The 26245-nt window shown below is 71.8% G+C and carries 26 protein-coding genes and 1 pseudogene; 21 read left to right on the plus strand and 6 right to left on the minus strand.

Annotation, left to right across the window (positions count from 1 at the left end):
• The 12 genes from pafA (at position 1) to ACFUJY_RS09505 (ending at position 11607) form a co-directional block, all read left to right on the plus strand.
• On the plus strand, positions 1–1362 hold the full coding sequence (pafA, locus tag ACFUJY_RS09450) for a Pup--protein ligase (RefSeq protein ID WP_073967929.1): 1362 nt from the start codon (positions 1–3) through the stop codon (positions 1360–1362).
• 144 nt (positions 1363–1506) lie between these two features.
• Positions 1507–2466 carry an FKBP-type peptidyl-prolyl cis-trans isomerase gene (locus tag ACFUJY_RS09455; RefSeq protein WP_383296882.1) on the plus strand — a complete coding sequence of 320 codons (960 nt, stop codon included), beginning with the start codon at positions 1507–1509 and terminating at the stop codon, positions 2464–2466.
• A gap of 43 nt (positions 2467–2509) precedes the next feature.
• Positions 2510–2881, plus strand: coding sequence for an FKBP-type peptidyl-prolyl cis-trans isomerase (locus tag ACFUJY_RS09460; RefSeq protein WP_383296885.1), 372 nt, complete (start codon positions 2510–2512; stop codon positions 2879–2881).
• A gap of 110 nt (positions 2882–2991) precedes the next feature.
• A complete protein-coding gene (locus tag ACFUJY_RS09465; RefSeq protein WP_383296888.1) occupies positions 2992–3945 on the plus strand; it encodes a helix-turn-helix transcriptional regulator in 954 nt (317 codons plus the stop codon).
• 16 nt (positions 3946–3961) lie between these two features.
• Positions 3962–4918 carry a helix-turn-helix transcriptional regulator gene (locus ACFUJY_RS09470; protein WP_383296891.1) on the plus strand — a complete coding sequence of 319 codons (957 nt, stop codon included), beginning with the start codon at positions 3962–3964 and terminating at the stop codon, positions 4916–4918.
• 16 nt (positions 4919–4934) lie between these two features.
• Complete coding sequence (locus tag ACFUJY_RS09475; RefSeq protein WP_383296894.1) at positions 4935–5213, plus strand: hypothetical protein; 279 nt, start codon at positions 4935–4937, stop codon at positions 5211–5213.
• 14 nt (positions 5214–5227) lie between these two features.
• Entirely contained in the window at positions 5228–5425 is a 198-nt protein-coding gene (locus tag ACFUJY_RS09480; protein WP_383296897.1) for a hypothetical protein, read from the plus strand.
• Between the two features lie 238 nt (positions 5426–5663).
• Complete coding sequence (tatA, locus tag ACFUJY_RS09485; protein ID WP_383296900.1) at positions 5664–5954, plus strand: Sec-independent protein translocase subunit TatA; 291 nt, start codon at positions 5664–5666, stop codon at positions 5952–5954.
• A 74-nt stretch (positions 5955–6028) separates the two neighbouring features.
• Positions 6029–6982, plus strand: a complete 954-nt coding sequence (gene tatC / locus ACFUJY_RS09490) for a twin-arginine translocase subunit TatC (protein WP_383296903.1) — start codon at positions 6029–6031, stop codon at positions 6980–6982.
• 252 nt (positions 6983–7234) lie between these two features.
• The gene (locus ACFUJY_RS09495; RefSeq protein WP_383296906.1) at positions 7235–7678 is read left to right on the plus strand and encodes a hypothetical protein; all 444 of its coding nucleotides are present in this window, start codon (positions 7235–7237) and stop codon (positions 7676–7678) included.
• A 129-nt stretch (positions 7679–7807) separates the two neighbouring features.
• On the plus strand, positions 7808–8728 hold the full coding sequence (locus ACFUJY_RS09500; protein WP_383296909.1) for a diacylglycerol kinase: 921 nt from the start codon (positions 7808–7810) through the stop codon (positions 8726–8728).
• A 44-nt stretch (positions 8729–8772) separates the two neighbouring features.
• Entirely contained in the window at positions 8773–11607 is a 2835-nt protein-coding gene (locus ACFUJY_RS09505; RefSeq protein WP_383296912.1) for a DEAD/DEAH box helicase, read from the plus strand.
• Between the two features lie 76 nt (positions 11608–11683).
• Here ACFUJY_RS09505 and ACFUJY_RS09510 read toward each other — a convergent pair whose 3' ends face one another.
• The 3 genes from ACFUJY_RS09510 to ACFUJY_RS09520 form a co-directional block, all read right to left on the minus strand.
• The gene (locus ACFUJY_RS09510; RefSeq protein WP_383296914.1) at positions 11684–12130 is read right to left on the minus strand and encodes an SPW repeat protein; all 447 of its coding nucleotides are present in this window, start codon (positions 12128–12130) and stop codon (positions 11684–11686) included.
• Between the two features lie 183 nt (positions 12131–12313).
• On the minus strand, positions 12314–12961 hold the full coding sequence (locus ACFUJY_RS09515) for a fasciclin domain-containing protein (RefSeq protein ID WP_383296916.1): 648 nt from the start codon (positions 12959–12961) through the stop codon (positions 12314–12316).
• A 109-nt stretch (positions 12962–13070) separates the two neighbouring features.
• Entirely contained in the window at positions 13071–14615 is a 1545-nt protein-coding gene (locus ACFUJY_RS09520) for a molybdopterin-dependent oxidoreductase (RefSeq protein WP_383297457.1), read from the minus strand.
• A 232-nt stretch (positions 14616–14847) separates the two neighbouring features.
• Between ACFUJY_RS09520 and ACFUJY_RS09525 the strand changes: the two genes are divergently transcribed.
• Genes ACFUJY_RS09525 through ACFUJY_RS09545 form a run of 5 tightly spaced genes read left to right on the plus strand, consistent with a single transcriptional unit; the run spans position 14848 to position 20249 of the window.
• Positions 14848–16122, plus strand: a complete 1275-nt coding sequence (locus tag ACFUJY_RS09525) for an NAD(P)/FAD-dependent oxidoreductase (protein ID WP_383296919.1) — start codon at positions 14848–14850, stop codon at positions 16120–16122.
• Positions 16119–16841: a DUF1365 domain-containing protein gene (locus ACFUJY_RS09530; protein ID WP_383296922.1), complete on the plus strand. Its 723-nt coding sequence runs from the start codon at positions 16119–16121 to the stop codon at positions 16839–16841. The genes ACFUJY_RS09525 and ACFUJY_RS09530 overlap by 4 nt, the downstream gene beginning before the upstream one ends.
• Positions 16838–18121, plus strand: a complete 1284-nt coding sequence (locus tag ACFUJY_RS09535; protein WP_383296925.1) for a class I SAM-dependent methyltransferase — start codon at positions 16838–16840, stop codon at positions 18119–18121. Before ACFUJY_RS09530 ends, ACFUJY_RS09535 begins: the two co-directional genes overlap by 4 nt.
• Positions 18118–19449 carry a class I SAM-dependent methyltransferase gene (locus ACFUJY_RS09540; protein WP_383296928.1) on the plus strand — a complete coding sequence of 444 codons (1332 nt, stop codon included), beginning with the start codon at positions 18118–18120 and terminating at the stop codon, positions 19447–19449. The genes ACFUJY_RS09535 and ACFUJY_RS09540 overlap by 4 nt, the downstream gene beginning before the upstream one ends.
• Positions 19446–20249, plus strand: a complete 804-nt coding sequence (locus tag ACFUJY_RS09545) for a DUF1295 domain-containing protein (protein ID WP_383296930.1) — start codon at positions 19446–19448, stop codon at positions 20247–20249. Before ACFUJY_RS09540 ends, ACFUJY_RS09545 begins: the two co-directional genes overlap by 4 nt.
• A 31-nt stretch (positions 20250–20280) precedes the next feature.
• Here ACFUJY_RS09545 and ACFUJY_RS09550 read toward each other — a convergent pair whose 3' ends face one another.
• The gene (locus ACFUJY_RS09550) at positions 20281–21042 is read right to left on the minus strand and encodes an anti-sigma factor domain-containing protein (RefSeq protein WP_383296933.1); all 762 of its coding nucleotides are present in this window, start codon (positions 21040–21042) and stop codon (positions 20281–20283) included.
• Complete coding sequence (locus ACFUJY_RS09555; RefSeq protein WP_383296936.1) at positions 21039–21623, minus strand: sigma-70 family RNA polymerase sigma factor; 585 nt, start codon at positions 21621–21623, stop codon at positions 21039–21041. Before ACFUJY_RS09555 ends, ACFUJY_RS09550 begins: the two co-directional genes overlap by 4 nt.
• Before the next feature lie 216 nt (positions 21624–21839).
• On the opposite strand from ACFUJY_RS09555, the gene ACFUJY_RS09560 reads away from it, so the two are divergent.
• The 3 genes from ACFUJY_RS09560 (at position 21840) to ACFUJY_RS09570 (ending at position 24457) form a co-directional block, all read left to right on the plus strand.
• Positions 21840–22475 carry a PadR family transcriptional regulator gene (locus tag ACFUJY_RS09560; RefSeq protein WP_383297459.1) on the plus strand — a complete coding sequence of 212 codons (636 nt, stop codon included), beginning with the start codon at positions 21840–21842 and terminating at the stop codon, positions 22473–22475.
• 195 nt (positions 22476–22670) lie between these two features.
• Entirely contained in the window at positions 22671–23681 is a 1011-nt protein-coding gene (locus ACFUJY_RS09565; protein WP_383296939.1) for an ABC transporter ATP-binding protein, read from the plus strand.
• Positions 23678–24457 (plus strand): ABC transporter permease, encoded by a 780-nt coding sequence (locus tag ACFUJY_RS09570; RefSeq protein WP_383296942.1) that lies wholly within the window; start codon positions 23678–23680, stop codon positions 24455–24457. Before ACFUJY_RS09565 ends, ACFUJY_RS09570 begins: the two co-directional genes overlap by 4 nt.
• Positions 24458–24467: 10 nt before the next feature.
• On the opposite strand, the pseudogene ACFUJY_RS09575 reads toward ACFUJY_RS09570, so the two are convergent.
• Positions 24468–25370 (minus strand): annotated as a pseudogene (locus ACFUJY_RS09575) (hypothetical protein); the annotation flags it as partial.
• Positions 25371–25537: 167 nt separating this feature from the next.
• Here ACFUJY_RS09575 and ACFUJY_RS09580 point away from each other — a divergent pair.
• Positions 25538–26218: a MerR family transcriptional regulator gene (locus tag ACFUJY_RS09580; protein ID WP_383296944.1), complete on the plus strand. Its 681-nt coding sequence runs from the start codon at positions 25538–25540 to the stop codon at positions 26216–26218.
• The last annotated feature ends 27 nt before the right edge of the window (positions 26219–26245 follow it).

Raw genomic sequence — 26245 nt, forward strand, 5'->3', positions numbered from 1 at the left:
ATGGACCGCCGCATTTTCGGGCTGGAGAACGAGTACGGCGTCACGTGCACGTTCAGGGGACAGCGCCGACTGTCTCCTGATGAAGTGGCGCGCTACCTCTTCCGCCGTGTTGTGTCATGGGGCCGCAGCAGCAATGTCTTTCTGCGGAACGGCGCCCGCCTCTACCTCGACGTGGGATCGCATCCGGAATATGCAACCCCCGAATGCGACAACCTGACCGAGTTGGTCACCCACGACAAGTCCGGCGAGCGCATTCTCGAGGGCCTGCTCGTCGACGCCGAACGCCGCCTGCACGAGGAGGGAATCGCCGGCGACGTCTATCTCTTCAAGAACAACACCGACTCGGCGGGAAACTCCTACGGCTGCCACGAGAACTATCTCGTGGCCCGGCACGGGGAATTCTCCCGCCTCGCGGACATCCTCATTCCCTTCCTCGTCACCAGGCAGCTGATCTGCGGCGCCGGCAAGGTGCTCCAGACCCCGCGGGGCGCGGTCTACTGCGTCAGCCAGCGTGCCGAGCACATCTGGGAGGGCGTCAGCTCCGCGACGACGCGCTCCCGCCCGATCATCAACACCCGCGACGAGCCGCACGCGGACGCGGAGCGTTACCGCCGCCTCCACGTCATCGTCGGGGACTCCAACATGTCCGAGACGACCATGCTGCTCAAGGTCGGCGCGACCGACCTGGTGCTCCGCATGATCGAGGCGGGCACGGTGATGCGCGACCTGACCCTGGAGAACCCGATCCGGGCGATCCGCGAGGTCAGCCACGACACCACCGGGCAGCGCAAGGTCCGCCTCGCCAGTGGCCGGGAGGCGTCGGCCATAGAGGTGCAGCGCGAGTACTACGAGAAGGCCGTGGACTTCGTGGACCGCCGCGGCATCCGCACGGGCAACGTCGAGCGCGTCCTCGAACTGTGGGGCCGCACGCTGGACGCGATCGAGGCCGAGGACCTCGACCGGATCGACACCGAGATCGACTGGGTCATGAAGTACAAGCTCATCGAGCGGTACCGGGCCAAGCACAACATGACCATGTCGAACCCGCGGGTCGCGCAGATAGACCTCGCCTACCACGACATCCACCGCCGCCGTGGGCTGTACTACCTGCTGGAGCGCAAGGGGCAGGCCGCCCGCATCTGCAACGACCTGAAGATCTTCGAGGGCAAGTCGGTGCCCCCGCAGACCACCAGGGCGCGGCTGCGCGGGGACTTCATCCGGCGGGCCCAGGAGCAGCGGCGTGACTTCACCGTCGACTGGGTCCACCTCAAGCTCAACGACCAGGCGCAGCGCACGGTGCTGTGCAAGGACCCGTTCCGGTCGGTGGACGACCGGGTGGAGAAGCTGATCGCGGGTATGTGAGGCGCAGGATACGCCCCGGCACCCGGTGCGACTCGGGCCCCGTACGTTCCTCGTACGGGGCCCTTCGTACGGCCTAGAGTGGCGGGGTCCCGGAACCCCCTGGGGCGTGTCCCCCACAAACGCCGTCTGAGATCTGAGGAACCAGTGCGCCGACTTGCCGGCCTTCTCGTCGTCCCCCTGCTGCTGTTGTCGTCAGCGGCCTGCGGCAGCGACGACAAGGGCTCCGACTCCGCTTCCGCCTCCGCGTCCGCCCCCTCCAAGGGCGGTTTCCCCGCCATCACCGCGGGCGCGAAGTTCGGCGAGAAGCCCACCCTGGCCAAGGGCACGGGTACGCCTCCCAAGGAGCTGAAGACCAAGGTCATCAGTGAGGGCGACGGCGCGAAGCTGAAGAACGGCGACGTGACCCAGGTCAACTACCTCGGCCAGGCGTACGACTCCACCGAGCCGTTCGACAACAGCTTCGACCGCAAGCAGCCGTTCGACCTGACGCTCGGCGCGGGCATGGTCATCCAGGGCTGGGAGAAGGGCCTGGTCGGCCAGAAGGTCGGCAGCAGGGTCCAGCTCGTCATCCCGCCGGACCTCGGTTACGGGGCCCAGGGCCAGGGCGACATCAAGCCGAACGCCACCCTGGTCTTCGTCGTGGACATCCTGAAGGCGAAGCAGATCCCGGCCTCGGCCAAGGGCACCCCGGTCGCCCAGGACAACACCGACCTGCCGAAGGTGGGCACCAACACCGACGGCAAGGCGCCGAGCGTCACCATCCCGAGCAAGGTCGACCCGCCGAAGAAGCTGGTCTCCGACTACGTGCTGGAGTCCAAGGGCGACGTGGTCAAGGAGACCGACTCGGTCGTCGTGAACTACGTGGCCAAGATCTGGAAGAGCGGCAAGGAGTTCGACAACACCTACACCACGGGCAAGACGCAGACCTTCCCCCTGGCGCAGGTCACCCTCAAGGGCCTGAAGGACGGCCTGGTCGGCAAGAAGATCGGCAGCCGGGTGCTGCTGGTCGTGCCGCCGGACCAGGGCCTCGGCGACAAGGAGCAGTCGGGCGTGCCCGCCAACTCCACGCTGGTCTTCGCCGTGGACATCCTGGCGAAGATGTAAGACTGTCCCGGTTGCCCAGTTCATCAGTAAGAGGAGCAAGTCAGTGAGCATCGACAAGCCCGAGGTCGACTTCCCGGGCGGCGAGCCGCCGGCCGATCTGGAGATCAAGGACATCTGGGAGGGCGACGGCGAGGAGGCCAAGCCCGGCCAGTTCGTCTCCGTCCACTACGTGGGTGTCGCCTTCTCCACGGGTGAGGAGTTCGACGCCTCGTGGAACCGCGGCAAGCCGCTGCAGTTCCAGCTCGGCGCCGGCCAGGTCATCCCGGGCTGGGACAAGGGCGTGCAGGGCATGAAGGTCGGTGGCCGCCGCCAGCTGACCATCCCCGCGCACCTCGCCTACGGCGACCGCGGTGCGGGCAGCGCGATCGCCCCGGGCGAGACGCTGATCTTCGTCTGCGACCTGGTCGCCGTCTGATCCGCACCCGCGTGTGAGGGCCCGTGCCGTGAGGTGCGGGCCCTCGCTTTTGTCCGGACACCCCGGGGCGGTACGGTCGAGCGTCGTAGAGCACGAGGGAAAGGGCGTCGATGGCGATTGCCAAGGCCGAGCGGCTGATGAACCTGGCGCTGTGTCTGCTGGGGACCCGGCGTCCGCTCAGCAAGCGCGAGCTGCGCGGCTCCATCGAGGCGTACCTCGAAGCGGCTTCCGACGACGCCTTCAACCGGATGTTCGAGCGCGACAAGGACGACCTGCGCGAACTCGGCCTGGTCATCGAGACCGTGGAGAACCTGGACGGCGACACCGGCTATCTCGCCCGCCGCGACAGCAACCGGCTGCCGCCCATCACGCTGGACGCCGAGGAGGCCGCGGCGCTCGGCCTGGCCGCGAAGGTCTGGCAGCAGGCCCGCCTCGCCGGCGCGGCCAGCGGGGCCCTGCAGAAGCTGCGGGCGGCCGGGATGCCCGAGACCGAGGAGACCTACGAGGTGCACAGCGCCCTCGAACCCCGCATCCCCGTCCACGAGGCCGCGTTCGAACCCCTCATGCTGGCCTGCCGCGACCGCCGCCCGGTGACCTTCGACTACCGCAAGGCCAACGCCGCCCAGCCCGAGCAGCGCCAGGTCGAGCCGTGGACCCTGGAATGCTGGCGCGGCCACTGGTATCTCGCCGGCTGGGACCGGGAGCGGGGCGCCGAGCGCGTCTTCCGGCTCTCCCGGATCACCGGCAAGGTGCGCTCCCGGGCCGGCGCCTTCACCGCCGAGGTGCCCGACGTGGTCACCGTCCGCGAGACCGTGGAGAGCTGGGCCGGTGAGACGGCCACCCGGACCGCCCTGATCAGGCTCCGCACCGACTCCGGCTACCCGCTGCGCGCCCGGGCCATATCGGTCCGGGAACTCGGGAACGGCTGGGACGAGTTGGAGATCCCGTACGGCCACGGCCTGGACGCCTGGCTCGTGGAGTTCGGGCCCGACGTCGTCGTCACCGGCCCCGAGGACCTGCGGGCCGACGTGGTGGACCGGCTGCGCGCCGTGGCCAAGGACTGAGGGGACCCCGTAAGCAATGGCCACGAACGCCATCGACCAGACGCGCCGGATGCTCTCCCTGGTGACGTATCTCCGTGAGCGCCCCGGCGCCCACGTCCAGGACGTCGCCCGGGCCTTCGGGATCACCGAGGACGAGCTGATCTCCGACCTGGACGTGCTGCCCATGTGCGGGACCAGCTTCCGGGGCGGCGACCTGCTCGACATCGACACCGACGGCGACCGCATCTGGTGGCACAACGCGGACGACGTCGCCGAACCGCTGCGGCTCGCCGCCGACGAGGCGACGGCCCTGCTGGTCGCCGCCCGTGCCGTGGCCACCCTGCCCGGGCTGCGCGAGAGCGACCGGCAGGCGCTGCTGCGGGCCACCGCCAAGCTGGAGACCGCCGCCGGGGAGGTGGGCGCCGCCAGCTCCCGGCTCTCGGTCACCTTCGAGTCCGAGGGCGGCGTCTTCGCCGAGGTGGACCGGGCCATCTCCGAGCGGCGCCGGCTCTGGCTGCGCTACTACTCGCCCGCCCGCGACGAACTCACCGAGCGCGAGGTGGACCCGATCCGGCTCTTCGCCGTCGGGCACACCTATATGGAGGCGTGGTGCCGCTCCTCCGAGGACCGGCGCACCTTCCGCCTCGACCGGGTCGCCGAGATCCGGCTGCTCGACGAGCCCGCCGCGCCGCCCGAGCTGGAGCTGCGGGACCTGTCCGAGGGGCTGGTCCAGCCGGCCGCCGAGGACCCGGAGGTCGTGATCGAGGTCGGCCCCGGCGGGCGCTGGGTCGCCGAGTACTACCCGCACGACCGGGCGGAGGAGCGGCCCGACGGCGGTATGCGGATCACCCTGCGCACCCCGGACCCGGCCTCGCTGCGCCGGCTCGCGCTGCGGCTCGGCCGGGAGGGGCGCATCGTCTCGCCCCCGGAGCTGGCCGAGAGCGCGCGGAGCGCGGCCCGGGCGGCGCTCGCCGCGTACGACGGTTCGGCCTGAAGGGAAGGCTGCAGACATGGGCCACCTGTCCGCGCTGCCGGGCCGCGCCGCCGTACCGACCGTGGCGGTGCCGGAGTCGGCGCGCTTCAAGGCCGCCTGCCCCGACTGCCGCGCACGGTCCGAGCTGGCGGCGGCGGAGTTCCGGCTGGTGATCGGCGCGACCAGCCGCACCACGTTCTACTCCTTCACCTGCCCCGACTGCGCCGCGTGCGTCCGTAAACCGGCGGGGGAGCGGATAGTGGAACTCCTCACCGACGGCGGCGTACCGACGCTGCGCCTGCACACCGGCTCCTGAAAGGCTTCTCGCGCATGTTCTGGCCCATGCTCGCCATCGCCCTGGGATTCCTCGGAATCGCCGTGCTCGGCGTGCTGGCCATCAGGGTGTTCATCGAGGCCCAGCGCCTCGGCCACCAGGTGACCCGCACCACGGAGCGCATCAACCGCGCCGCCGACGACCTGGAGCGCGCCGCGACGGGGGTGGCCAGGGCGAGCAGGGACGCGCTCTGATTCCGCGGCGGGTGCGGCGGAAGCGCTTTACCGTTGCGGCCTGTCGGCCCGGCGGGGGCGGCGGGTAGGCTCGTTGGCGTGGCCTGCGAGTGAGACGCGGGCCGCGAGTGGGAGTACGCGCAGGCATTGCCCTGTGTTCACCCCCACGGGATACCATCGCCGTCGACGCGACGGCCTGACACCGGTCCGGCCGGACCTGCAGCCCGCCCCTGCTGCCTCAGCGAAGAAGGTAACGAATATGTTCGGAAAGCTCGGTGCCCCCGAGATCATCCTGATTCTCGTAGTGATCATTCTGCTGTTCGGCGCGAAGAAGCTCCCCGACATGGCGCGTTCGCTGGGCAAGTCCGCCCGCATCCTCAAGAGCGAGGCGAAGGCGATGAAGAGTGAGGGCGGCAACACCGCGGCGGTTCCCGCGGACCCGCCGAACAACGACCAGGACGTGTCGGTGCCGCGGACCATCAAGGCGGCGCCCGGCGACGTGACCAGTTCGCGTCCCGTGTCGGAGAAGACCAACCAGTCGCAGAGCTGAGCCCGTGAACTGATCAAGAGCTGATCGAAGGCCGGCCCTGGGCGGTCGGCCTGCGCACGAGATGAGGACGTGGGTTGCTCAAGTCTGCCCGCAAACAGGAGAAGGACCCCGAGGGGCGGATGCCGCTCGGGGAGCATCTGCGCGAGCTCCGGAACAGGCTCGTCAAGAGCGTGTTGGCGATGGTTGTCGCGAGCGCCATCGCCGCCTTCTTCTACAAGGACGTCATGGAGTTCTTCACGAACCCCATTCTCAGGGCGGTGGGGTGCGAGTACAGCTTCTCCCACCTTGCCAAGGCGCCCGGTGATGCGCACTGCGCGCGTATCGTGCAGAACGGCTTGCTGAGCCCTTTCACGCTGGCCCTGACGGTCTCATTCTCAGCGGGTGCGGTACTGGCCTCTCCGGTTTGGCTCTACCAGCTCTGGGGGTTTCTCGCCCCGGGACTTCACCGTCACGAGAAGAAATATGCTCTCGGCTTCGTGGGCGCGGGCTTCCCCTTGTTTGTTTTCGGGGCATATTTCGCCTACTGGTCGCTGCCCAAGATGGCTTCCGTGATGCTGGAGTTCTCGCTCATCGGAAGCGACAACCAGCTCCCTCTCGATGATCTCCTCAAGCTGATCATGCGGATGATCGTCGTGTTCGGCCTTGCTTTTGAGCTTCCGTTGCTTCTGGTCATGCTGAACTTCGGCGGGGTCCTTTCCGGGCAGAAGATGATCGGCTGGTGGCGCGGCATGATCATGGGCATCACGCTCTTCGCCGCCATCGCCACTCCGAGCACCGATCCGATCTCCATGCTGGCGCTTGCGGGCCCCATCTGCGTGCTGTACTTCGGGGCCACGGGTATCGCGCTGATGAACGACCGTCGTCGGGCTCGCCGGCGTGCCGGGGAGCCCGCTGATGACGAGGCTTCCGACCTGGACCTCACGCCGGAGAGCGTGGGCGCGGTCGAGCCGGTCAGCGCGAGTCGGGAGCTTCCCGGGCAGGCAACCGGTGAACGCTCGCGCGCGGACGGATATGACGACGTGACGTAGCGGGCTGCTTCGTGTCACGTGGAGAGGAGGCCACCTCATGCGGTGGTCTCCTCTCTGCGTTTGCAAGGGGGAAGCGGCGCAAATCCGCCAAGGGGGTGCCGAAAATGACCTTGTGAGTGTTGAGGGTGCTGAATACCGTTCACCTGGTGTTTGGGGGGACCTTCACGGCTCGACATGCGTGGAGGGCCTGTTGTTCGCAATCCCAGGGGAGGGAAATCAAGAATGCGTCGTGGTCTGATGAGGTCGACGTTCGTGACGTTGGCCGCAGGTGGTGCGCTCTTCGTGGCGATGGCTAATCCTGCGGCTGCGGCCGAGGAGGTGGACAAGGGTGTCGCCACCGGTGAGCCGAGTGGGGCGATGACCTGCATCGTGGAAGTAGCGGGTGCCACAGGGTGCTTCAAGCCCTACGGTGATGTGATTTACACCCGCGACAATTCCTTCGACGCTTACTCCGTCTACGCCAAGTGGCAGAACCAAATTCGTGACTCCAGCGGTACGTGGCATGCGTACCGAAACGGTAAGTGCACGAACGACCGTGGACAGGGCGACTGGGCGAAGTGCGACAAGAACTTCTATGAGGCCAGCACCACGAACGCCTACGGAGGCAAGGGGAGCCGCATCAAGCTCACCGTCTGTGTCGCGAACCTCGGTGACGACCACTGTGCGACGACCCCGTGGCTCAGCAATGACAGCTGAGCCCGTCGCCTGACTCGCGTCGCGGTGGCAAGCGGCCCGCCCCCGGGGCGGGCCGCTGTTGCCGATGAGTGGTTTCGACCGTGGGACAGACGGTTACGACGACATCACCCGACCTTGTAGGGTCCCCGGGTGACCAGCGAGATCACCCTCTTCGTCAATCCCACCGCGGGACGCGGCCGGGGCGCGCGAGCCGCGCAGCCGGCCGCTTCCGCGTTGCGGGAGGCCGGCTTCTCCGTCCGCACGATCCTCGGTGAGGACGCCGGTGACGCGCTGAGCCGGGCGCGGGACGCGGTGGCGGAGGGGACGGGCGCGCTCATAGCCGTCGGCGGGGACGGGCTCATGTCGCTGGCCCTCCAGGCGGTCGCCGGGACGCCCACCCCGCTCGGTGTCGTGGCGGTGGGGACGGGCAACGACTTCGCGCGCGCCCTGGGCCTGCCGATACGCGACCCGGAGGCGTCGGGCCGGCTCGCCGCCGAAGCGCTCAAGGGCCGGGCGCCCGTGCGCGAGATAGACCTCGGCCGGATCGGGGAGCGCTGGTTCGGCTCCGTGCTCGCCTCCGGCTTCGACTCCCGGGTCAACGACCGGGGCAACCGGATGCGCTGGGTGGGCGGACGCTTCAAGTACGACCTGGCGATCCTCGCCGAGCTGGCCGCCTTCAAGCCGGTCAGGTACCGCATGACGCTCGACGGCGGGCCGGCGCGCGAGATCCGGGCCACCCTCGTCGCGGTCGGCAACGGCACCTCGTACGGCGGTGGCATGCGCATCTGCGCGGACGCCGACATGGGTGACGGCCTCTTCGACATCACGGTGGTCGGCGAGTGCAGCCGTACGACCCTGCTCAGGGTCTTCCCCCGGGTGTACAGGGGGACGCACCTCAGCCATCCCGTCGTCACCGTGCACCGGGCCGCGTCGGTCACCCTCGAAGCCGCCGGTGTCACCGCGTACGCGGACGGCGAACCGCTCGGCGCGCTTCCGCTGACCGCGGCCTGCGTGCCGAAGGCCGTACGGGTGCTGGGGGCCGGTCCCGGAGCGCGGACCATGGGCGGTTAAAGATCGCGTCACTGTCGGAGGCGGCGGGTAGGCTCGACAGCAAGATGACAGAGGACCTCTCACCAGCTGAGCGCTACCAGGCTTCCCGGCTCCGGGCGGCCGAGCAGGCGACCGCCCTCGGGCCGTTCCGCGAGATGTACGACTTCGGTCTCGACCCTTATCAGATCGAGGCGTGCAAGGCGCTGGAGGCCGGGAAGGGCGTGCTCGTCGCCGCCCCCACCGGCTCGGGCAAGACGATCGTCGGCGAATTCGCCGTTCACCTCGCCCTGGAGCAGGGCCGCAAATGCTTCTACACCACGCCGATCAAGGCCCTGTCGAACCAGAAGTTCGCCGACCTGGTGCGGCGCTACGGCTCCGACAAGGTCGGCCTGCTCACCGGTGACAACAGCGTCAACGCGGACGCCCCGGTCGTCGTCATGACCACCGAGGTCCTGCGGAACATGCTGTACGCGGGCTCCCAGGCGCTCAACGGCCTCGGATACGTGGTCATGGACGAGGTGCACTACCTCTCCGACCGTTTCCGGGGCGCCGTCTGGGAAGAGGTGATCATCCACCTCCCCGAGTCGGTCACCCTGGTCTCCCTGTCGGCGACCGTGTCCAACGCGGAGGAGTTCGGCGACTGGCTGGACACCGTGCGCGGCGACACCGAGGTGATCGTCTCCGAGCAGCGGCCCGTCCCGCTCTGGCAGCACGTGCTGGCCGGGCGCCGGATGTACGACCTCTTCGAGGAGGAGACCGACCACGGCGGCCGCGGCACCGGCCGCCGCGAGGTCAACCCCGACCTCGTCCGCCTCGCCCGGATGGAGAACCAGCGCGGGTACAACCCCCGCGACCGCCGCCGGGGCAAGATGGTCCGCGAGGCGGACCGCGAGCGCGAGCGGCGCCAGCGCAGCCGGATCTGGACGCCCTCGCGGCCCGAGGTCATCGACCGGCTGGACGCCGAGGGGCTGCTCCCCGCGATCACGTTCATCTTCAGCCGGGCCGCCTGCGAGGCCGCCGTCCAGCAGTGTCTGCACGCCGGGCTCCGGCTCAACGACGACGACAGCCGCCGGCTGGTGCGGGAGATCGTGGAGGAGCGGACGGCGTCCATCCCGTCCGAGGACCTGCACGTCCTGGGCTACTACGAATGGCTGGAGGGCCTGGAGCGGGGCATCGCCGCGCATCACGCCGGAATGCTGCCCCGGTTCAAGGAGATCGTCGAGGAGCTGTTCGTCCGGGGCTTGGTCAAGGCCGTCTTCGCGACGGAGACGCTGGCGCTCGGCATCAACATGCCCGCCCGTTCGGTGGTCCTGGAGAAGCTCGTCAAGTGGAACGGCGAGCAGCACGCCGACATCACCCCCGGCGAGTACACCCAGCTCACCGGCCGGGCCGGACGCCGCGGCATCGACGTCGAGGGCCACGCCGTGGTGCTCTGGCAGCGCGGCATGGACCCGGGCGCCCTCGCCGGACTCGCCGGCACCCGCACGTATCCGCTGCGCTCCAGCTTCCGGCCGTCGTACAACATGGCCGTCAATCTGGTGCAGCAGTTCGGGCGGCACCGCTCGCGCGAGCTCCTGGAGACCTCGTTCGCGCAGTTCCAGGCGGACCGGTCGGTCGTCGGCATCTCCCGTCAGGTCCAGCGCAACGAGGAGGGCCTGGAGGGCTACCGCGAGGGCATGACCTGCCATCTCGGTGACTTCGAGGAGTACGCGCGGCTGCGCCGCGACCTCAAGGACCGGGAGACGGAGCTGGCCAAGCAGGGCGCCTCGCAGCGGCGGGCCGCCGCCGCGGCGTCCCTGGAGAAGCTGAAGCCCGGCGACGTCATCCACGTCCCGACCGGCAAGTTCGCCGGTCTCGCGCTCGTCCTCGACCCCGGCCTCCCGGCCGGCCGCACCAACGGGCACGGGCACCGGGGCATGGAGTACCACGACGGGCCCCGCCCGCTGGTGCTGACCGCCGAGCGCCAGGTGAAGCGGCTCGCCTCGATCGACTTCCCGGTGCCCGTGGAGGCCGTGGAGCGGATGCGGGTGCCCAGGTCGTTCAACCCGCGCTCGCCGCAGTCGCGCCGGGACCTGGCCTCCGCACTGCGGACCAAGGCCGGGCACATCGTCCCGGACCGGCACCGTCGGGGCCGCGCCCCCGCCGCCGACGACCGCGAGATCGCGCGTCTGAGGGCCGAGCTGCGCGCCCACCCCTGCCACGGGTGCGACGAGCGCGAGGACCACGCCCGCTGGGCCGAGCGTTACCACCGGCTCCAGCGCGACACCCGTCAGCTGGAGCGCCGCATCGAGGGGCGCACCAACACCATCGCCCGGACCTTCGACCGCATCGTGGCCCTGCTCACCGAGCTGGACTACCTGCGCGGCAGCGAGGTCACCGAGCACGGGCGGCGCCTGGCCCGGCTCTACGGCGAGCTGGACCTGCTGGCGAGCGAATGCCTGCGGGCCGGCGTCTGGGAGGGGCTGAACGCGGCGGAGCTCGCGGCGTGCGTCTCCGCCCTGGTGTACGAGGCGCGGCAGGCCGACGACGCGGTGGCGCCGAAGCTGCCGTCGGGGCCCGCGAGGACCGCGCTGGGCGAGATGGTCCGCATCTGGGGGCGGCTCGACGCCCTGGAGGAGGACTTCAAGATCAATCAGGCGGAGGGGGTCGGCCAGCGCGAGCCCGATCTCGGCTTCGCCTGGGCGGTGTACATGTGGGCGTCCGGCCGCTCGCTGGACGAGGTGCTGCGCGAGGCGGACATGCCGGCCGGTGACTTCGTGCGCTGGTGCAAGCAGGTCATCGACGTGCTGGGCCAGGTGGCAGCCGCCGCGCCGCGGGAGAACAGCTCGGTGGCGAAGAGCGCCCGCAAGGCGGTCGACGAGGTGCTGCGGGGCGTCGTCGCGTACAGCTCCCTGGGCTGAGCCACGCGGAAGCCGGCCGAATCCCGCTGGGGCCGGCCGGCTTTCGTGTGGGGTTCCCTTCCCCGGGGAGGGCCGGTCAGGACCGGCCGCCTCGGCTCATTTTCATCGACGCGCCCGCGCAGACCAGTCCGAGCAGGGCGGTCAGTCCGCCGATGATGACGTTGTTGAGGATGACGCCGGTGTCCGGGCTGCTGCCCACCATCCAGGGCGAGATGATCATCCAGGCACCCATGGCGCAGATGGCCCAGCTCAGGCCGTACATGCGCTGCGGCATCGCGGTGAAGCCGAGGCCGAGCACGGCGATCGCGATGCCCATGACCAGGTTGTGCGTCACCAGGGCCGACTGCGACGTGGTGAAGTGCAGCACCCACGGAGACACGGCGCAGTAGAGGCCGACCAGGAAGACCGGCGCGTCCACGAGCGCCACGTCGCGGCCGCCCATCACGCGTGCGTACCGGTCGCTCATTTCCGATACATCGGGGTGTCCGGCCATGTCGTGGCCGACGTGCGAGACGTTTGACATGAGTTTCGTCCCCTTCGGATCATGCGGACCCGGTCACCGCCACGCGCGGGAAGTGGCCCGCACTGACCATTGTGCTCTTATCTGTCGCTTATGCACAGGTTCCGGGCGGCGTGCTGCCCGTGGAATCCGCACCGCCGGCCGGGACCTCGCGGCGGGCCCGGTGGCCCGCCGCGAGGAGCGCGATCAGGCGGCGGGCGGCATCAGGACCGTGTCGACGATGTAGACCGTGGCGTTGGCCGTGGGGACATTGCCGCAGACGACCTTCGACGCGTCGTTGACGGTGTACGTCATGTCCGAGCCCGAGGTGGTCAGCTCCCCCTTCTCCAGGGTCTCGAAGGAGCCCTTCTCCAGCTGCTCCGGCGTCAGCTTCTGGCCCACCACGTGGTACGTGAGGACCTTGGTGAGCGCGGCCTTGTCGGCGAGGAGCTTGTCGAGGTCGGCCTTCGGGACCTTGGCGAAGGCGTCGTTGGTCGGGGCGAACACCGTGATGTTCTGCGCGTTGTTGAGCGTGTCGACCAGGCCGGCCTTCTTCACCGCGGTGACCAGGGTGGACAGGGCCGGGTTGTTCGAAGCCGCCGTGGCGACGGGGTCCTTCGCCATGCCGGTGAAGGAGCCCGCTCCGCTCTTCGGGACCGAGGCGCAGGCCGGGCCGAAGGGCTTGTCCATGTCCGCCGACTTCTCGGCGGACGGCGAGGCCGGGGCCTTCGCGGAGCTGGCGCTCGACCCCGACGCACTGTCCTTGGAGTCGTCGGAACAGGCCGTCAGGGCCAGCGGCAGGACGAGCGCGGCGGACAGCGCGACGGCGGCGCGGCGGGCGTGGATGACCTTCATGGTGTGCTCCTGTATGGGTAATCGATTGATTGCGTACGGTAATCGGCTCGGGGTGCGCGCGGCCCGGACGGACGGTGCGCATGTCGGGGGAGGCGGCGGTGCCGCGTGCTCAGGACACGTCGACCACCACCGAGTGCCAACCGGTGGCGCCGTCCGGGACGGTGCCGGCGCGGCGGGCGGTCTGCGTGGCGCCGGTCCCGTCGGTCGCGCGAACCTCCAGGGTGTGGCTGCCCGGGGTGGCCGGCCATTCCCAGACCCACTGGCGCCAGACGTCCCGGCCCGCCGGCGCCCCGAGCCGCGCCGGGTGCCACGGGCCGCCGTCCACCCGGACCTCGACCCGGGTGATGCCCCGGTGCTGGGCCCAGGCGACCCCGGCGACCGGCACCGTGCCCGCCTTCGGGGACGCGAAGGGGCGCGGGGTGTCGATGCGGGCCTGGGTCTTGACCGGCGCCCGCCGGGACCAGGTCCGCTTCACCCAGTACGCGTCGTACGCGTCGAAGGTGGTCAGCTCGATGTCCTTGACCCACTTGCAGGCCGACACGTATCCGTACAGGCCGGGGACGACCATCCGGACCGGGAAGCCGTGCTCGAAGGGCAGCGGTTCCCCGTTCATGCCGAAGGCGAGCAACGCGTCGCGGCCGTCCATGACGTCCTCGACCGGGGTGCCGATCGTCATGCCGTCCACCGAACGCGCCACCAGCTGGTCGGCCGGACCGCCCTCGGACGGAGGCCGCACCCCCGCCTCGCGCAGCAGAGCGGCCAGCCGCACCCCGAGCCACCGGGCGTTGCCGACGTACGGCCCGCCGACCTCGTTCGAGACGCAGGTCAGCGTGATGTCGCGCTCGACGACTTCGCGGCGCAGCAGATCCTGGAAGGTGAGCGTCACCGGACGGGTCACGCCCTTGCCGTGGATGCGCAGCCGCCACGCCCCGGCGTCCACCCTCGGCACGACCAGGGCCGTGTCGACGCGGTAGAAGTCCTCGGCCGGCGTGACGAACGGGCTCACCCCCCGGACGTCCAGGTCCGCGCCGGCCGGGACGGCGGGGGCCGGTGACCCGGGCACGGGGAGCTTCAGATCGCGCCGGGACGCCTCCGCCCCCGCCTGGACCGCCGAGGTGAGCCGCCGCCCCAGCAGCCCCGCCCCGGCGGAGGCCACCGCCGCGACACCCGCCGCGACGACGAACCCGCGCCGGTCGAAGCCCCCGGCGGCCCGGGACCCGGACGGGCGGGCCGGGACCAGCCGCCCGGCCAGCAGGTACAGCACCCCCGCGCCCACCAGCGCGCCCACCACGGACGGCAGCGCGTCCGGGACCCGGCCTTCGGGACGGCCGATCGCCGCCGTCGCCCCGACCGCGCCGAAGACCAGCACCGCCGCCGCCCCGGCGAGCCGGTGACGGAGCGCCAGCAGCCCGACGGCCACGGCGAACAACGCCAGGATCACCAGGATGCCGAGCTCCAGGACCAGCTTGTCGTTCGTCCCGAAGTTCCGTACGGCGAAGTCCTTCAGCGCCGGGGGAGTGCGGTCGATCACCGCACCGCCCACCGCCGTGACCGGACCCGCCTCCGGGCGTACGGCCGCCGCCGCCAGCTCGGCGACGGCCAGGGCGCAGAACCCGGCGATCACACCGCTGAGCGCGGCACAGGCCGCCCGCAGCACGCGGGGCCGCCGGGGCCCGGCGGCCCCGCTCTCCGGATCGTTCCGATCTTCACTCACGACGGGGATTCGGAGCCCGCGGGCCGGCGGATTGGTCTGTCACCCGATCGGATGAGAGCCGGCTCCGGCCAATCCGCCGTGCCACCGGTAACGAACCACCTCCGAGAGGCGTCCGCCGCCCCTTCACCACCGAGGGAAGGGCGCGCGGCGCGGATGTTCCGGAGGGAGCGGTATGAGTGACAGGCGGCGACGCACGGCCGTCGTGGGCAGCGGGGTGGCGGGACTGACCGCCGCTCACATCCTGCGAAAGGCCCATGAGGTGACGCTGTTCGAGGCGGACGACCGGGCGGGCGGCCACGCGCACACCCACGAACTGCCCGGCGCCGACGGCCGCGTCCACCACGTGGACTCCGGCTTCATCGTGCACAACCGGCGCACCTACCCCCACCTGCTGCGGCTCTTCGCGGAACTCGCCGTGCCCACGCAGGAGTCGGAGATGAGCATGTCGGTCCGGTGCGAGGGATGCGGCCTGGAGTACGCGGGCGCCCGGGGCGCGGCCGGACTCCTCGCCCGTCCGGCGTCCTTCCGCGACCCCGCCTATCCGCGGATGCTCGCCGCCGTGCCCCGCTTCCACCGGCTGGCCCGGCGGCTGCTCCGGGACGGCGGGCCGGACGCGGACACCCTGACCCTGGGCGAGTTCGCCGCGCGCGGACGCTTCTCGCCCTACTTCACCGCCCACTTCCTGACGCCCGTGGTGGCGGCGGTCTGGTCCTGCGACCCGGTGACCGCGTTGCGCCACCCGGCGCGCCACCTCTTCCGCTTCCTCGACCACCACGGCATGCTCACGATCGGCGGCTCCCCGGTCTGGCGCACCGTCACCGGTGGCTCGCGCACCTACGTGGACCGCGTGACCAAGCAGCTCTCCGCCGTGCGCACCGCGACGCCGGTCCGCAGCATCCGCCGGCACGCCGACGGCGTCGAGGTCACCACGGACGACGGCACCGCCGAAGCCTTCGACCACGTCGTCGTCGCCACCCACCCCGACCAGGCCCTCCGCCTCCTCGCCGACCCGACGGACGACGAGACCCGCACCCTGGGCGCGTTCCGCTACTCCCGCAACGCGACCCTCCTGCACACCGACACCCGGCTGCTGCCCACGGCGCGGGGCGCCCGAGCCTCCTGGAACTACCTGATGCCCGACTGCGCCGCCGACGCCTCCCACGTCACCGTCAGCTACGACATGAACCGGCTCCAGCGGCTCGACGCCCCGGAGACCTACGTCGTCACGCTGAACGGCGCCGACCGGGTCGCCCCCGGCCTCGTCCGCGCCCGCATGCTCTACGAACACCCCGTCCACACCCCGGAGTCCGTGGCCGCCCAGGCCCGGCTGCCCGCCCTGTCCGGGCCGGTCACCGCCTACGCGGGCGCCTACCACGGCTGGGGGTTCCACGAGGACGGCTGCCGCTCCGGCGCCGAGGCCGCGGCGGCCCTGGGGGTGGACTGGTGAACGCCCTCTACCCGTGCACGATCACCCACATACGGACCGCGCCGACCCGGTACGCCTTCCACCACCGTACCTACCTGTGGCTGACCGACCCCGACGGCCCCCCGCCGCTGCCGCGCGCCCTGCGCTTCCTCGCCCGCTTCGACCCCCGCGACCACTTCGGCGGCACCGCCCCGACCGTGCGGGCCGGGCTCGCCCGTTTCCTGGCCGCCCGCGGCATCGACCTCGCCGACGGCACCGTCCTCATGCTGACCCAGGCCCGGGTCCTCGGACACGTCTTCAACCCGCTCACCGTCTACTGGTGCCGGCGCGCCGACGGCACCCCGCTGTGCACGGTCGCCGAGGTGCACAACACGTACGGCGAACGCCACTGCTACCTGCTGCGCCCCGACGACCGGGGGCGGGCGGTGACCAGCAAGGAGTTCTACGTATCGCCGTTCTTCGGCACCGACGGCGCGTACTGGATGCGGCTGCCGGAACCCGGCCCGGCGCTGCGGCTGACGGTGCACCTGGAACGCGCGGGCTCCCGGCCCTTCACCGCGACCGTCCGGGGCGAGAGGCGCCCGGCGACCGCCCGTGTCCTGCTCGGCCTCGCCCTGCGGCACCCCTGGTCCACGGCCGTCGTCTCGGCCGCCATCCGCCTGCACGGCATACGCCTCTACCTGCGCGGGCTGCCCGTCCGGCCCCGCCCCCACCACCGCACCCAGGAGGGCATGCGATGACCGCCTCCACATTCCGTACCCCGGCCGTGCCCGCGCCCGCCCCGGACGCCGGCATCGACCCGGCACGCTGGCCGGACGTCGTGGCGCTGCCCCGCGCCTCCCGGCTCCGGACGGCCCTCGCCGAGCGGATCGTCCGCCACGCCCTGGCCCGGCTGCCGCTGCGCGTGCGCCTCGGCGGACGCGAGGACATCGGGCTCGGCGGCCCGCTGCTGGACGTCCGCGACCCCGACGCCTTCTTCCGCAGGATCGGCGCGGGCGGACTCATCGGCTTCGGCGAGTCGTACATGGCGCGGGAATGGGACGCGCCCGACCCCGTCGGCGTGCTGACCGTCCTGGCCGGCCAGGTCGCCACCCTGGTCCCGCGCCCCCTGCAACGGCTGCGCGGACTGTGGGCGCGCCGCCACCCCGAGGCCCAGACCGGCACCCGCGAGGGGGCCCGGACCAACATCAGCCACCACTACGACCTGTCCAACGACCTGTTCGCGCTCTTCCTGGACGAGACGCTCAGCTACTCGTCGGCCGTCTTCCGCGGCTTCCCCGCCGAACCGGCCCTGCTCCCGGCCGCGCAGCACCGCAAGATCGACCGGCTGCTCGACCTCGCCGCCGTCGGGCCCGGCACCCGGCTCCTGGAGATCGGCACCGGCTGGGGCGAACTCGCGATCCGCGCCGCCGCCCGCGGCGCCCACGTCGTCTCCGTCACCCTCTCCCGCGAGCAGCGCGACCTGGCCCTCCGCCGGATCGCGGCGGCGGGCCACCAGGACCGGGTCGACGTCCGGCTGTGCGACTACCGGGACATCGAGGGACGGTACGACGCGATCGTCAGCGTCGAGATGATCGAGGCGGTCGGCGCCGCGTTCTGGCCCGTCTACTTCCGCACCCTGGACCGGCTGCTCGGCCCCGGGGGCCGGATCGCCCTGCAGGCCATCACCATGCCCGACGCCCGGATGCGGGCGGGTCGGGACACCTTCACCTGGATTCAGAAGTACATCTTCCCGGGCGGCCTCCTCCCGTCCACCGAGGCCATCGACCGGGTCACGGCCGCCCACACCCGGCTGCGCGTCGAACGGTCCGACGGCTTCGGCACGCACTACGCCGAAACGCTCAGGCTGTGGCGCGAACGCTTCACCGCGGAGGCGGAAGCCGTCGACGCGCTCGGCTTCGACGCGACCTTCCGCCGCATGTGGACCCTCTACCTCGCCTACTCCGAAGCGGGATTCCGCTCCGGCTACCTCGATGTGCGGCAGCTGCTGCTGACCCGTCAGGAACAGGAAACGGCATGACACTCACCGACAAGCGCCCCGCCCACGGGGCGGCCCAGCGCCTCGAACCCCTCGTCGAGCACCTCCTCGGCGGCCGGCTCCCGGTCCGGGTGCGCATGTGGGACGGCAGCGAGACCGGCCCCGCCGACGGCCCCCTGATCCAGGTCCGCACCCGCCGCGCCCTGCGCCGGCTCCTGTGGGAACCGGGCGAACTCGGCCTCGCGGAGGCGTACATCACCGGCGACGTCGACATCGAGGGCGACCTCGGCGAAGGGCTGCGGGCCGTGCGCCGCGCCGTACGCGAACGCGGGCTCACGGCACCGCGCCCCCGCCTCGCCGACCGGCTCCGCGCCGCGGGTACCGCGGTGCGCCTCGGTGCCGCCGGTCCCAGGCCGCCGGTGCCCGCCGCCCGCGCCACCGGACTCGACGGCGCCCTGCACAGCAAGGCCCGCGACCGGGCCGCGATCAGCCACCACTACGACCTGTCCAACGCCTTCTACGCCCTCCTGCTGGATGAGACGATGGCGTACTCCTGCGGCTACTGGACCAGCGAGGAGCCCGACTACGGTCCCGCGGACGCGCAGCGCGACAAGCTGGAGCTGATCTGCGGCAAGCTCGGACTGCGCCCCGGGTCACGGCTGCTGGACATCGGCTGCGGCTGGGGTTCGCTGACGCTGTACGCGGCCCAGCGGCACGGCGCCCGCGTCACCGCGGTCACCCTGGCCGCCGAACAGGCCGCGTACGTGCGCCGCCAGGTGGCCGAGCGCGGCCTCGACGACCTCGTCGAGGTGCGCTGCCGCGACTACCGGGACATCGCGGACGCCCCCGGGCACGAGGGCGGCTACGACGCGGTGTCCACCATCGAGATGGGCGAGCACGTCGGCGACGCCCAGTACCCGGCCTTCGCGGCGACCCTGTACGGCATGGTCCGCCCGCGCGGCCGGGTGCTCGTCCAGCAGATGTCGCGCGGGCACGAGGCCCCGGGCGGCGGCGCGTTCATCGAGGCGTACATCGCGCCCGACATGCACATGCGCCCGCTCGGGGAGACCGTCGCGCTGCTGGAGGGCGCCGGCCTGGAGGTGCGCGACGTCCAGGGGCTGCGCGAGCACTACGTCAGGACCGTCGACGCCTGGCGCCGGACCCTGGAGGAGGACCACGCGCGGTTCGCGGCCCTGGTGGGGGAGGAGACCGTACGGGTCTGGCGGCTGTACCTGGCCGGTGGTGCCCTGGCCTTCGTGGAACGGCGGATGGGCGTGGACCAGATCCTCGCCGTACGGCCCGGTGGCGACGGGGATTCCGGGATGCCGGCCACCCGTGAGGCGCTGCGCGGCGCCGGGGACGCGGCATGAGCGGCTTCGCCTGGCAGGCGTTCGCGCGGGGCCTGGCGCCCTGCGCGGGCGCCGCGCTGCTCGTCCTGCTCGTCGCGTTCGCCGTCGGTGTGCGCAAGGGCGTGCACCGGGGCGTGGACGTCGCCTGGGGGCTGGGCTTCGCCGCCGTCGCCCTCGTCTCGTACGGCCTGTCGGCGGGGGAGGGGGACGCCACGCGCAGGCTCCTCGCCACGGTGCTCACGGTGGTCTGGGGGGTGCGCCTGGCCTGGCACATCGCCCGGCGCGGACGCGGGCACGGCGAGGACCCGCGGTACGCGAAGATGCTCGCGAAGGCGCCCGGCAGCCCGCACCTGTACGCCCTGCGCAAGGTGTATCTGCTCCAGGGCGCCCTGGTCTGGCTGATCTCGCTCCCGGTGCAGGCGGCCGGTCACCTCACCGGACCGGTGAACGCCCTCGCCTGGGCCGGGGCCGCGCTCTGGGCGGTCGGCATGTTCTTCGAGGCCGTGGGCGACCACCAGCTGGCCCGGTTCAAGGCCGACCCCGGCAACCGGGGCAGGATCATGGACCGGGGGCTGTGGTCCTGGACCCGGCACCCGAACTACTTCGGGGACTTCTGCGTCTGGTGGGGCCTGTTCCTGATCGTCTGCCAGGCCCCGGCCGCCGCCGCGGCCACGCTGCTCGCGCCCGCCCTGATGACGTATCTGCTCATCGGCGGCAGCGGCAAGGCCCTGCTGGAACGGCACCTGGCCGACCGCCCCGGCTTCGCCGCGTACGCCGCGCGGACCAGCGGTTTCTTCCCGCGCCCGCCGAGCGGGGGCTAAGGGGGCCGGCCCGGTGCCCCGGGCCGGCCGCTCACGCCGGCAGCTCCATCAGCGCCACCGGGTCCGAGGTCGGCCGAGCCGAGCCGCCCGCCGGTTCCACGGTGACGCCCATGCCCGTGGCCCCGCCCACCGGGCCGTCGAGCAGCGTGGTGTACGTGGTCGAGGACGGGCCCGTGGCGCGCATCAGGCCCGCCGGGCGCATCGTGCCGCCGTCGTCGAACCACAGCTGGTAGACCTTGCCGCTGGGCGCCTCGGCCAGCCCGGAGGCCAGGAACACCGCCCGGTCCTCGCTCCGGGAGACCACCACCGTGCCCTTCGCCCCGTCCGCCAGCGTGCCGGAGGCGGTCTTCGCGTCGGGCGCCGCCAGGACGCGGGCCACCCGCTCGGCCCGGAGCCGGGCCGCGTCCGCCTGCCGCTGGGCGTCGCGCGCCTCCTGGTGCTGCCACACGGCGATCCCGCCGAAGCCCGCCGCCGCGGCGAGGCACGCGGCCAGGGCGAACCGGGACCACCGGGCCGCCCCGCCCCGCCGGTCCGGTGAGCGCTCGCGGCGGGGGACGGCGGGCGGCTCCTGGCGTACGGTCGTGATCTCCCGGAGCACCCGCTCCCGCAGCTCCCGGGGGGCCGGGGTGGCGACGGCGAGACCGAGGCGGGTCGCGGTCTCGGAGAGCTCGCGGACCTCGGTGGAGCAGGCTTCGCAGTCGCCCAGGTGCCGTTCGAAGTCGCGGCGTTCGGTGTCGGGCAGGGCGTGCAGGGCGTAGGCGCCCGTCAGCGTGTGGAGTCCGGCGTCGGTCATGAGGTCACCCCGAGGCAGTCGCGCATCCGGATCAGCCCGTCGCGCAGTCGAGTCTTGATCGTGCCGAGCGGCACCGCGAGCAGTTCGGCCACCTCCCGATAGGTGAGCCCCCGGTAATACGCGAGGGTGACGGACTCCCGCTGGAGCTCGGACAGCGTCCGCATGCAGCGGCGGACCTGCTCGCGTTCCAGCCGGGTCTCGACCTGTTCGGTGACCTCGTCGAAGGCCGGGGTGCGGTCGAGCAGGGCGGCCTTGTGCTCGCGGGCGGCCGACGCCTGCGCCGAGCGGACCCGGTCGACGGCGCGGCGGTGGGCGAGGGTCAGCACCCAGTTCATGGCGCTGCCCCGGGCGGCCTGGAAGCGGGACGCGGTGCGCCACACCTCCACCAGGACCTCCTGGGCGACCTCCTCCGACTGGGCGGGATCGCGCAGGACCCCGCGGACGAGCCCGAGCACCGGCCCGCTCACCACGTCGTAGACCTGGGCGAACGCTTCCTGGTCGCCCCGGGCCACCCGGCCCATCAGCTCCTGGAGGTCGGGCCCCGCCGAGGCCGTTCCGCTGATGTACACGGCTTCTTTCACGCGGGGTTCCCTTCGGTGGTCATCGCTCTCCGGAAGTGATTCGGAGCCGGTGCCCGGGCGGATTGGCCGGAAGCCGGAGATCCTTCCACGTCTGCCCGGCCGGACGCGGAAGCCGGCACGGGGAAACGCGATACATCGTGGTTGACGCGTCTTCGGGAATCGAGCTATGTTCGGTGACGAGTATTCGGGTCCGAGGAAAGAGCGGAGGGGGTGGCGGTGGCCAAGCGGCGCAAGCTCGGCAATCCGCTGGCGCTCACGGTGATGGTGCTGCTCGCCGAGCGGTCCATGCATCCGTACGAGATCGCCCAGACCCTCCGCAGGCGCGGCAAGCAGCACAGCGTCAAGATCAACTTCGGTTCGCTCTACACCGTCGTCCAGAACCTGGAGAAGCACGGGTACGTCGAGGTGGCGGGCGTACAGCGGCAGGGCAACCGCCCGGAGCGCACGCTCTACGGCCTCACCGAGGCCGGGCGCACCGAGATGCTGCACTGGCTGTCCGACCTGATCGCGGTGCCGGCCGAGGAGTACCCGGTCTTCGACACGGCGCTGGCCCTGCTCCCCGCACTGCCCCCGGACGAGGTGGCGGAACTCCTCGCGGACCGCGAACAGGCGCAGACCGTGCAGGCCGCGGCGCTGCGCGGAGTGCTCGCTCAGCTCGGGGACTCGCTGCCGCGCATCTTCGTCGTGGAGACGGAGTACCAGCTCCACATGCTGGAGGCGCAGCTGGAGTGGGTCCGCACCTTCCGCAAGGAGATCGACGAGGCCGCCGTCAGCGGCATCGAGGAGTGGAGGTCGTTCCACGAGACCGGCGAGGTCCCCCGGGACTGGCAGGACCTCGACGACCGGGAGTAAAACAGCAGAAAGGGCCCCGGCGGGGCTGTTGCAGCAGCCCGCGCCGGGGTCTCGAACCCCAGAGCCGGACAGCCGTGGAGGCGGCCCGGGCGATCGAGGTGCGGCACACCCAGGATAGCCCGGCACTCCTCACACGGTCCGGCCCGACGGCGTCCGGAGCACCGGACGCCCGGCCGAACACAGGAGAGCTCCGCCATGAGCACCCGTGCGCCCGCCGTCGAGGCGCGACGACTCGTCAAGACCTATCCGGGAGGGGTCACCGCACTGCGCGGCATGGACCTCACCGTCACCGCCGGCACCGTCTTCGGCCTCCTCGGGCCCAACGGCGCCGGGAAGTCCACCACCGTCAAGATCCTCACCACCCTCGCCCGCCCCGACTCCGGGACCGCGTCCGTCGCCGGGCACGATGCCCTCGCCCACCCGGACCGGGTGCGCCGCGCGATCGGAGTCGTCGCCCAGAAGTCCGGCGCCGACCCGGTCGCCACCGGCCGCGAGAACCTGCTCCTCCAGGGCCGGCTGTACGGGATGCGGGGGGCCGCCGTGCGGCGCCGGGCCGACGAGCTGCTGGCGCGGTTCGCCCTCGCGGACGCCGGGAAGCGCCTGGTCAAGGGGTACTCCGGCGGCATGCTGCGGCGCCTGGACGTGGCGCTCGGGCTGATGCACCGCCCGGACGTGCTGTTCCTGGACGAGCCGACGACCGGTCTCGACCCGGAGGCCCGCACGGCGATGTGGGACGAGATATCCCGGCTGGCCGGCGACGAGGGCCTGACCATCGTCCTCACCACGCACTACCTGGAAGAGGCGGACCGGCTCGCGGAACGCATCGCGATCGTCGACCGCGGCCGGATCGTGGTCGAGGGCACCCCCGACGAGCTCAAGGGCGAGCTGCGCGGCGACGCCGTCCATGTGGAGCTGCGCGCGGACGCCGGTCCCGAGGCCGTCACCGCGCTCACCGGGCTGCCCGGGGTGCACGAGGCGGTGGCCGAGGGGCGCCGGGTCAGCGTCCGGGCCGAGGACGGTGCAGCCGCCGTACCCGTACTGCTGGCCGCCCTGGAGCGGGCCGGGGCCACCGTCGCGGCGGCCACCGTCGCCCGCCCCTCGCTGGACGACGTCTATCTGCGGTACGCCGGCCGCCGCTTCCAGGAGGCCGAGTCCGGGGGCGCGGCGACCGCCCCCGAGCCGGCCCTCGCGGGAGGCGCCCGATGAGCGGTCAGGTCCTTTCCCACACCTGGTACATGACGCAGCGGCAGCTGATGTCGATCCTCCGGCAGCCCGTCTTCCTGGCGATCTCCTTGATCCAGCCGGTGATCTGGCTCTTCCTCTTCGGCAACCTGTTCCGGAAGGTGGTCGAGCTCGGCGGCTTCGGCACCACCTCCTACCTGGACTACCTCGTCCCCGGCATCGTCGTGATGAGTGCGCTGGGATCGAGCATGTGGGCCGGGATGGGCACCCTGGAGGAGATCGAGCGCGGCACGCTCAACCGCTTCCTGACCACGCCGGTCAGCCGGAACGCCCTGATGAACGCCAACGTCGTGCAGAACGGCATCGCCACCGCCGCCCAGTCCGTCGTCATCCTGCTGCTCGGCCGGGCGGCCGGGGCCGGCTATCCGGGCGGGGCGGCCGGTCTGCTGATCCTCGTCGTCGCCTCGGTGCTGCTCGGCACGGTCTTCGGGGCGCTCTCGAACGCGGTGGGCATGATCGTGCGGCAGCGGGAGTCGATCATCGGGATCAACACCTTCCTGCTGATGCCGCTCACCTTCCTGTCCACGTCTTTCATGGCCCCGAGCCAGATGCCCGGCTGGATGCGGGACATCGCCGCCTTCAACCCGGTCAACTGGGCCATGGTGGCCGGACGTTCCGCGCTGGGCGCCGACCCCGATTGGCAGCTGGTCGCCGTCCGTTGCGGCGGGCTGCTGCTGCTCGCGGTAGCCGCGGTGGCGCTGTCGACGCGCACCTTCCGCTCGTACCAGAAGTCCGTCTGACGGACGGCCCGTCCACCGTTCGGCCGTCCGGGCCGGGAGTCCCCTTCCGGCCCGGACGCAGGGCCGCGTACGTCCCGGCGGCGGTGGCGGCGGCGAGGACCGCGGCGGCGGCGAGGGTCGCGCCGTCCGGGTGGACCAGTGGCTGGCCGCGCAATGCCTGCCACAGCACGAGCGCGACCAGCATCCCGTACGAGCCGGAGGCCACCCGCACCAGACGCAGCCGCACCCGCGCGTCCCGCAGCCGGGGCACCCGCGGCGCCAGGGCCACGAGCGCGAGCAGGAACAGCGGGAGGGCCTGGAGCGCGTGCATACCCACGAAGTGGGGGACGCGCAGATCGCCCCCGGTCGTCGACCACCCGGTGAACGGCATCGAGGAGCCGCCGTCCGGCACACCGACCGCATGGGCCCCGATCACATCGGCCGCGCCCCGCCGGTCGGCCGCCCGTTGCTCCGGGGTGGGCCGGGTCATCAGGTAGCCGAAGCCGGCCCCGGCGAGGGCCAGCAGGACGCCCGCGCGGATCGCCAGCGCCGAGGCGCGGTCGGCGATCCGGGCCCGCAGCAGCAGGACGGCGATGACCAGGGTGCCGGCCCACAGGACGACGACGGTCACCGCCATGACCTGGAACAGCATGTTGTCGAAGGGTGTGGCCACGTTGAAGTGGCTCCGCTTCCCGCGGATCACCTGGCCGGTGATGATCACCATCTCGCCCAGGCTCGCGACGGCGACGACGGTTCCGGCCCACCAGCCGGTGCGCCGGCCCCGGGTGACCAGCGTCAGCATCCAGGCGAGCGCGAGCGCGTACACCACGAAGGACACCGCGAACTTGAAGGGTTTGGCCCAGATCGCCGCGCCCGCCAGGACCCGGTCGTCCACCAGCAGGCCGAGGCCGGAGGCGGCGGTCATCACTGCCATCAGGGCGGCGAAGACGACTAACGGGCGGTGCCAGGTACGCCATTGAGGCATGAGGTCCCCCTTGATACTCGTTTCGATTATAGATAGTGGCGCTCTCCGCTATCCATGTCGAACTATCTATGATGGGTGCCTGATTGGCAAGCAGAGGGAGCGAACGCGCGGTGCGCATGGGTGAGTTGAGCCGCAGGTCCGGGGTGCCGGTACCGACGATCAAGTTCTACGTACGGGAGGGGCTGCTGCCCGCCGGCCGGCTGACGAGCCCCAATCAGGCGAGCTATGACGCCGGGCACGAGCGGAGGCTGCGGCTGATCCGGGCCCTGCTCGACGTGGGCGGACTTCCGCTGTCGGCCATCCGGGACGTCCTGCGGGCCACGGAGGACCCGGCTCAGCCGGTGCACAAGGTCCTCGGGGTGGCGGCCAAGCGTCTCGTGCCGTCGTCCAGCGCCACCCCCGGGCCCGAACTGGAGGAAGCCCGCGAAGAAGTGGCCGGACTGATCGAGCGTATGGGCTGGCGTGCCGGGCCGGCGAGCGCCGGAGCGGAGTCACTGGCCGAGGTCCTGGTGGCGCTGCGCGGGGCCGGGCACGGCGCGTTCATCGACCTGCTCGACCGGTACGCGGTCGTCGCCGAACAGGCCGCGCTCATCGACCTCGGCTACGTCAGCCGCGGGGCGGCGCGGGAGGACCTGGTGGAGAGCGTGGTCGTCGGCACGGTCCTGGGCGAGGCGATGTTCGGCGCGCTGCGGCGGCTCGCCCACGCGGAGGCGTCGGCGCGCGCGTACGAGGACGGGGCGCCGGGGGACGGGACGGCGGAGGAGGCCGGGGGAGAGGCCGAGGCGGCCCGGGCCTGAGCCGCGACACGGCTGTGCCCCGGTCCG

Source organism: Streptomyces sp. NPDC057249, assembly GCF_042669245.1.
Lineage (GTDB): Bacteria > Actinomycetota > Actinomycetes > Streptomycetales > Streptomycetaceae > Streptomyces.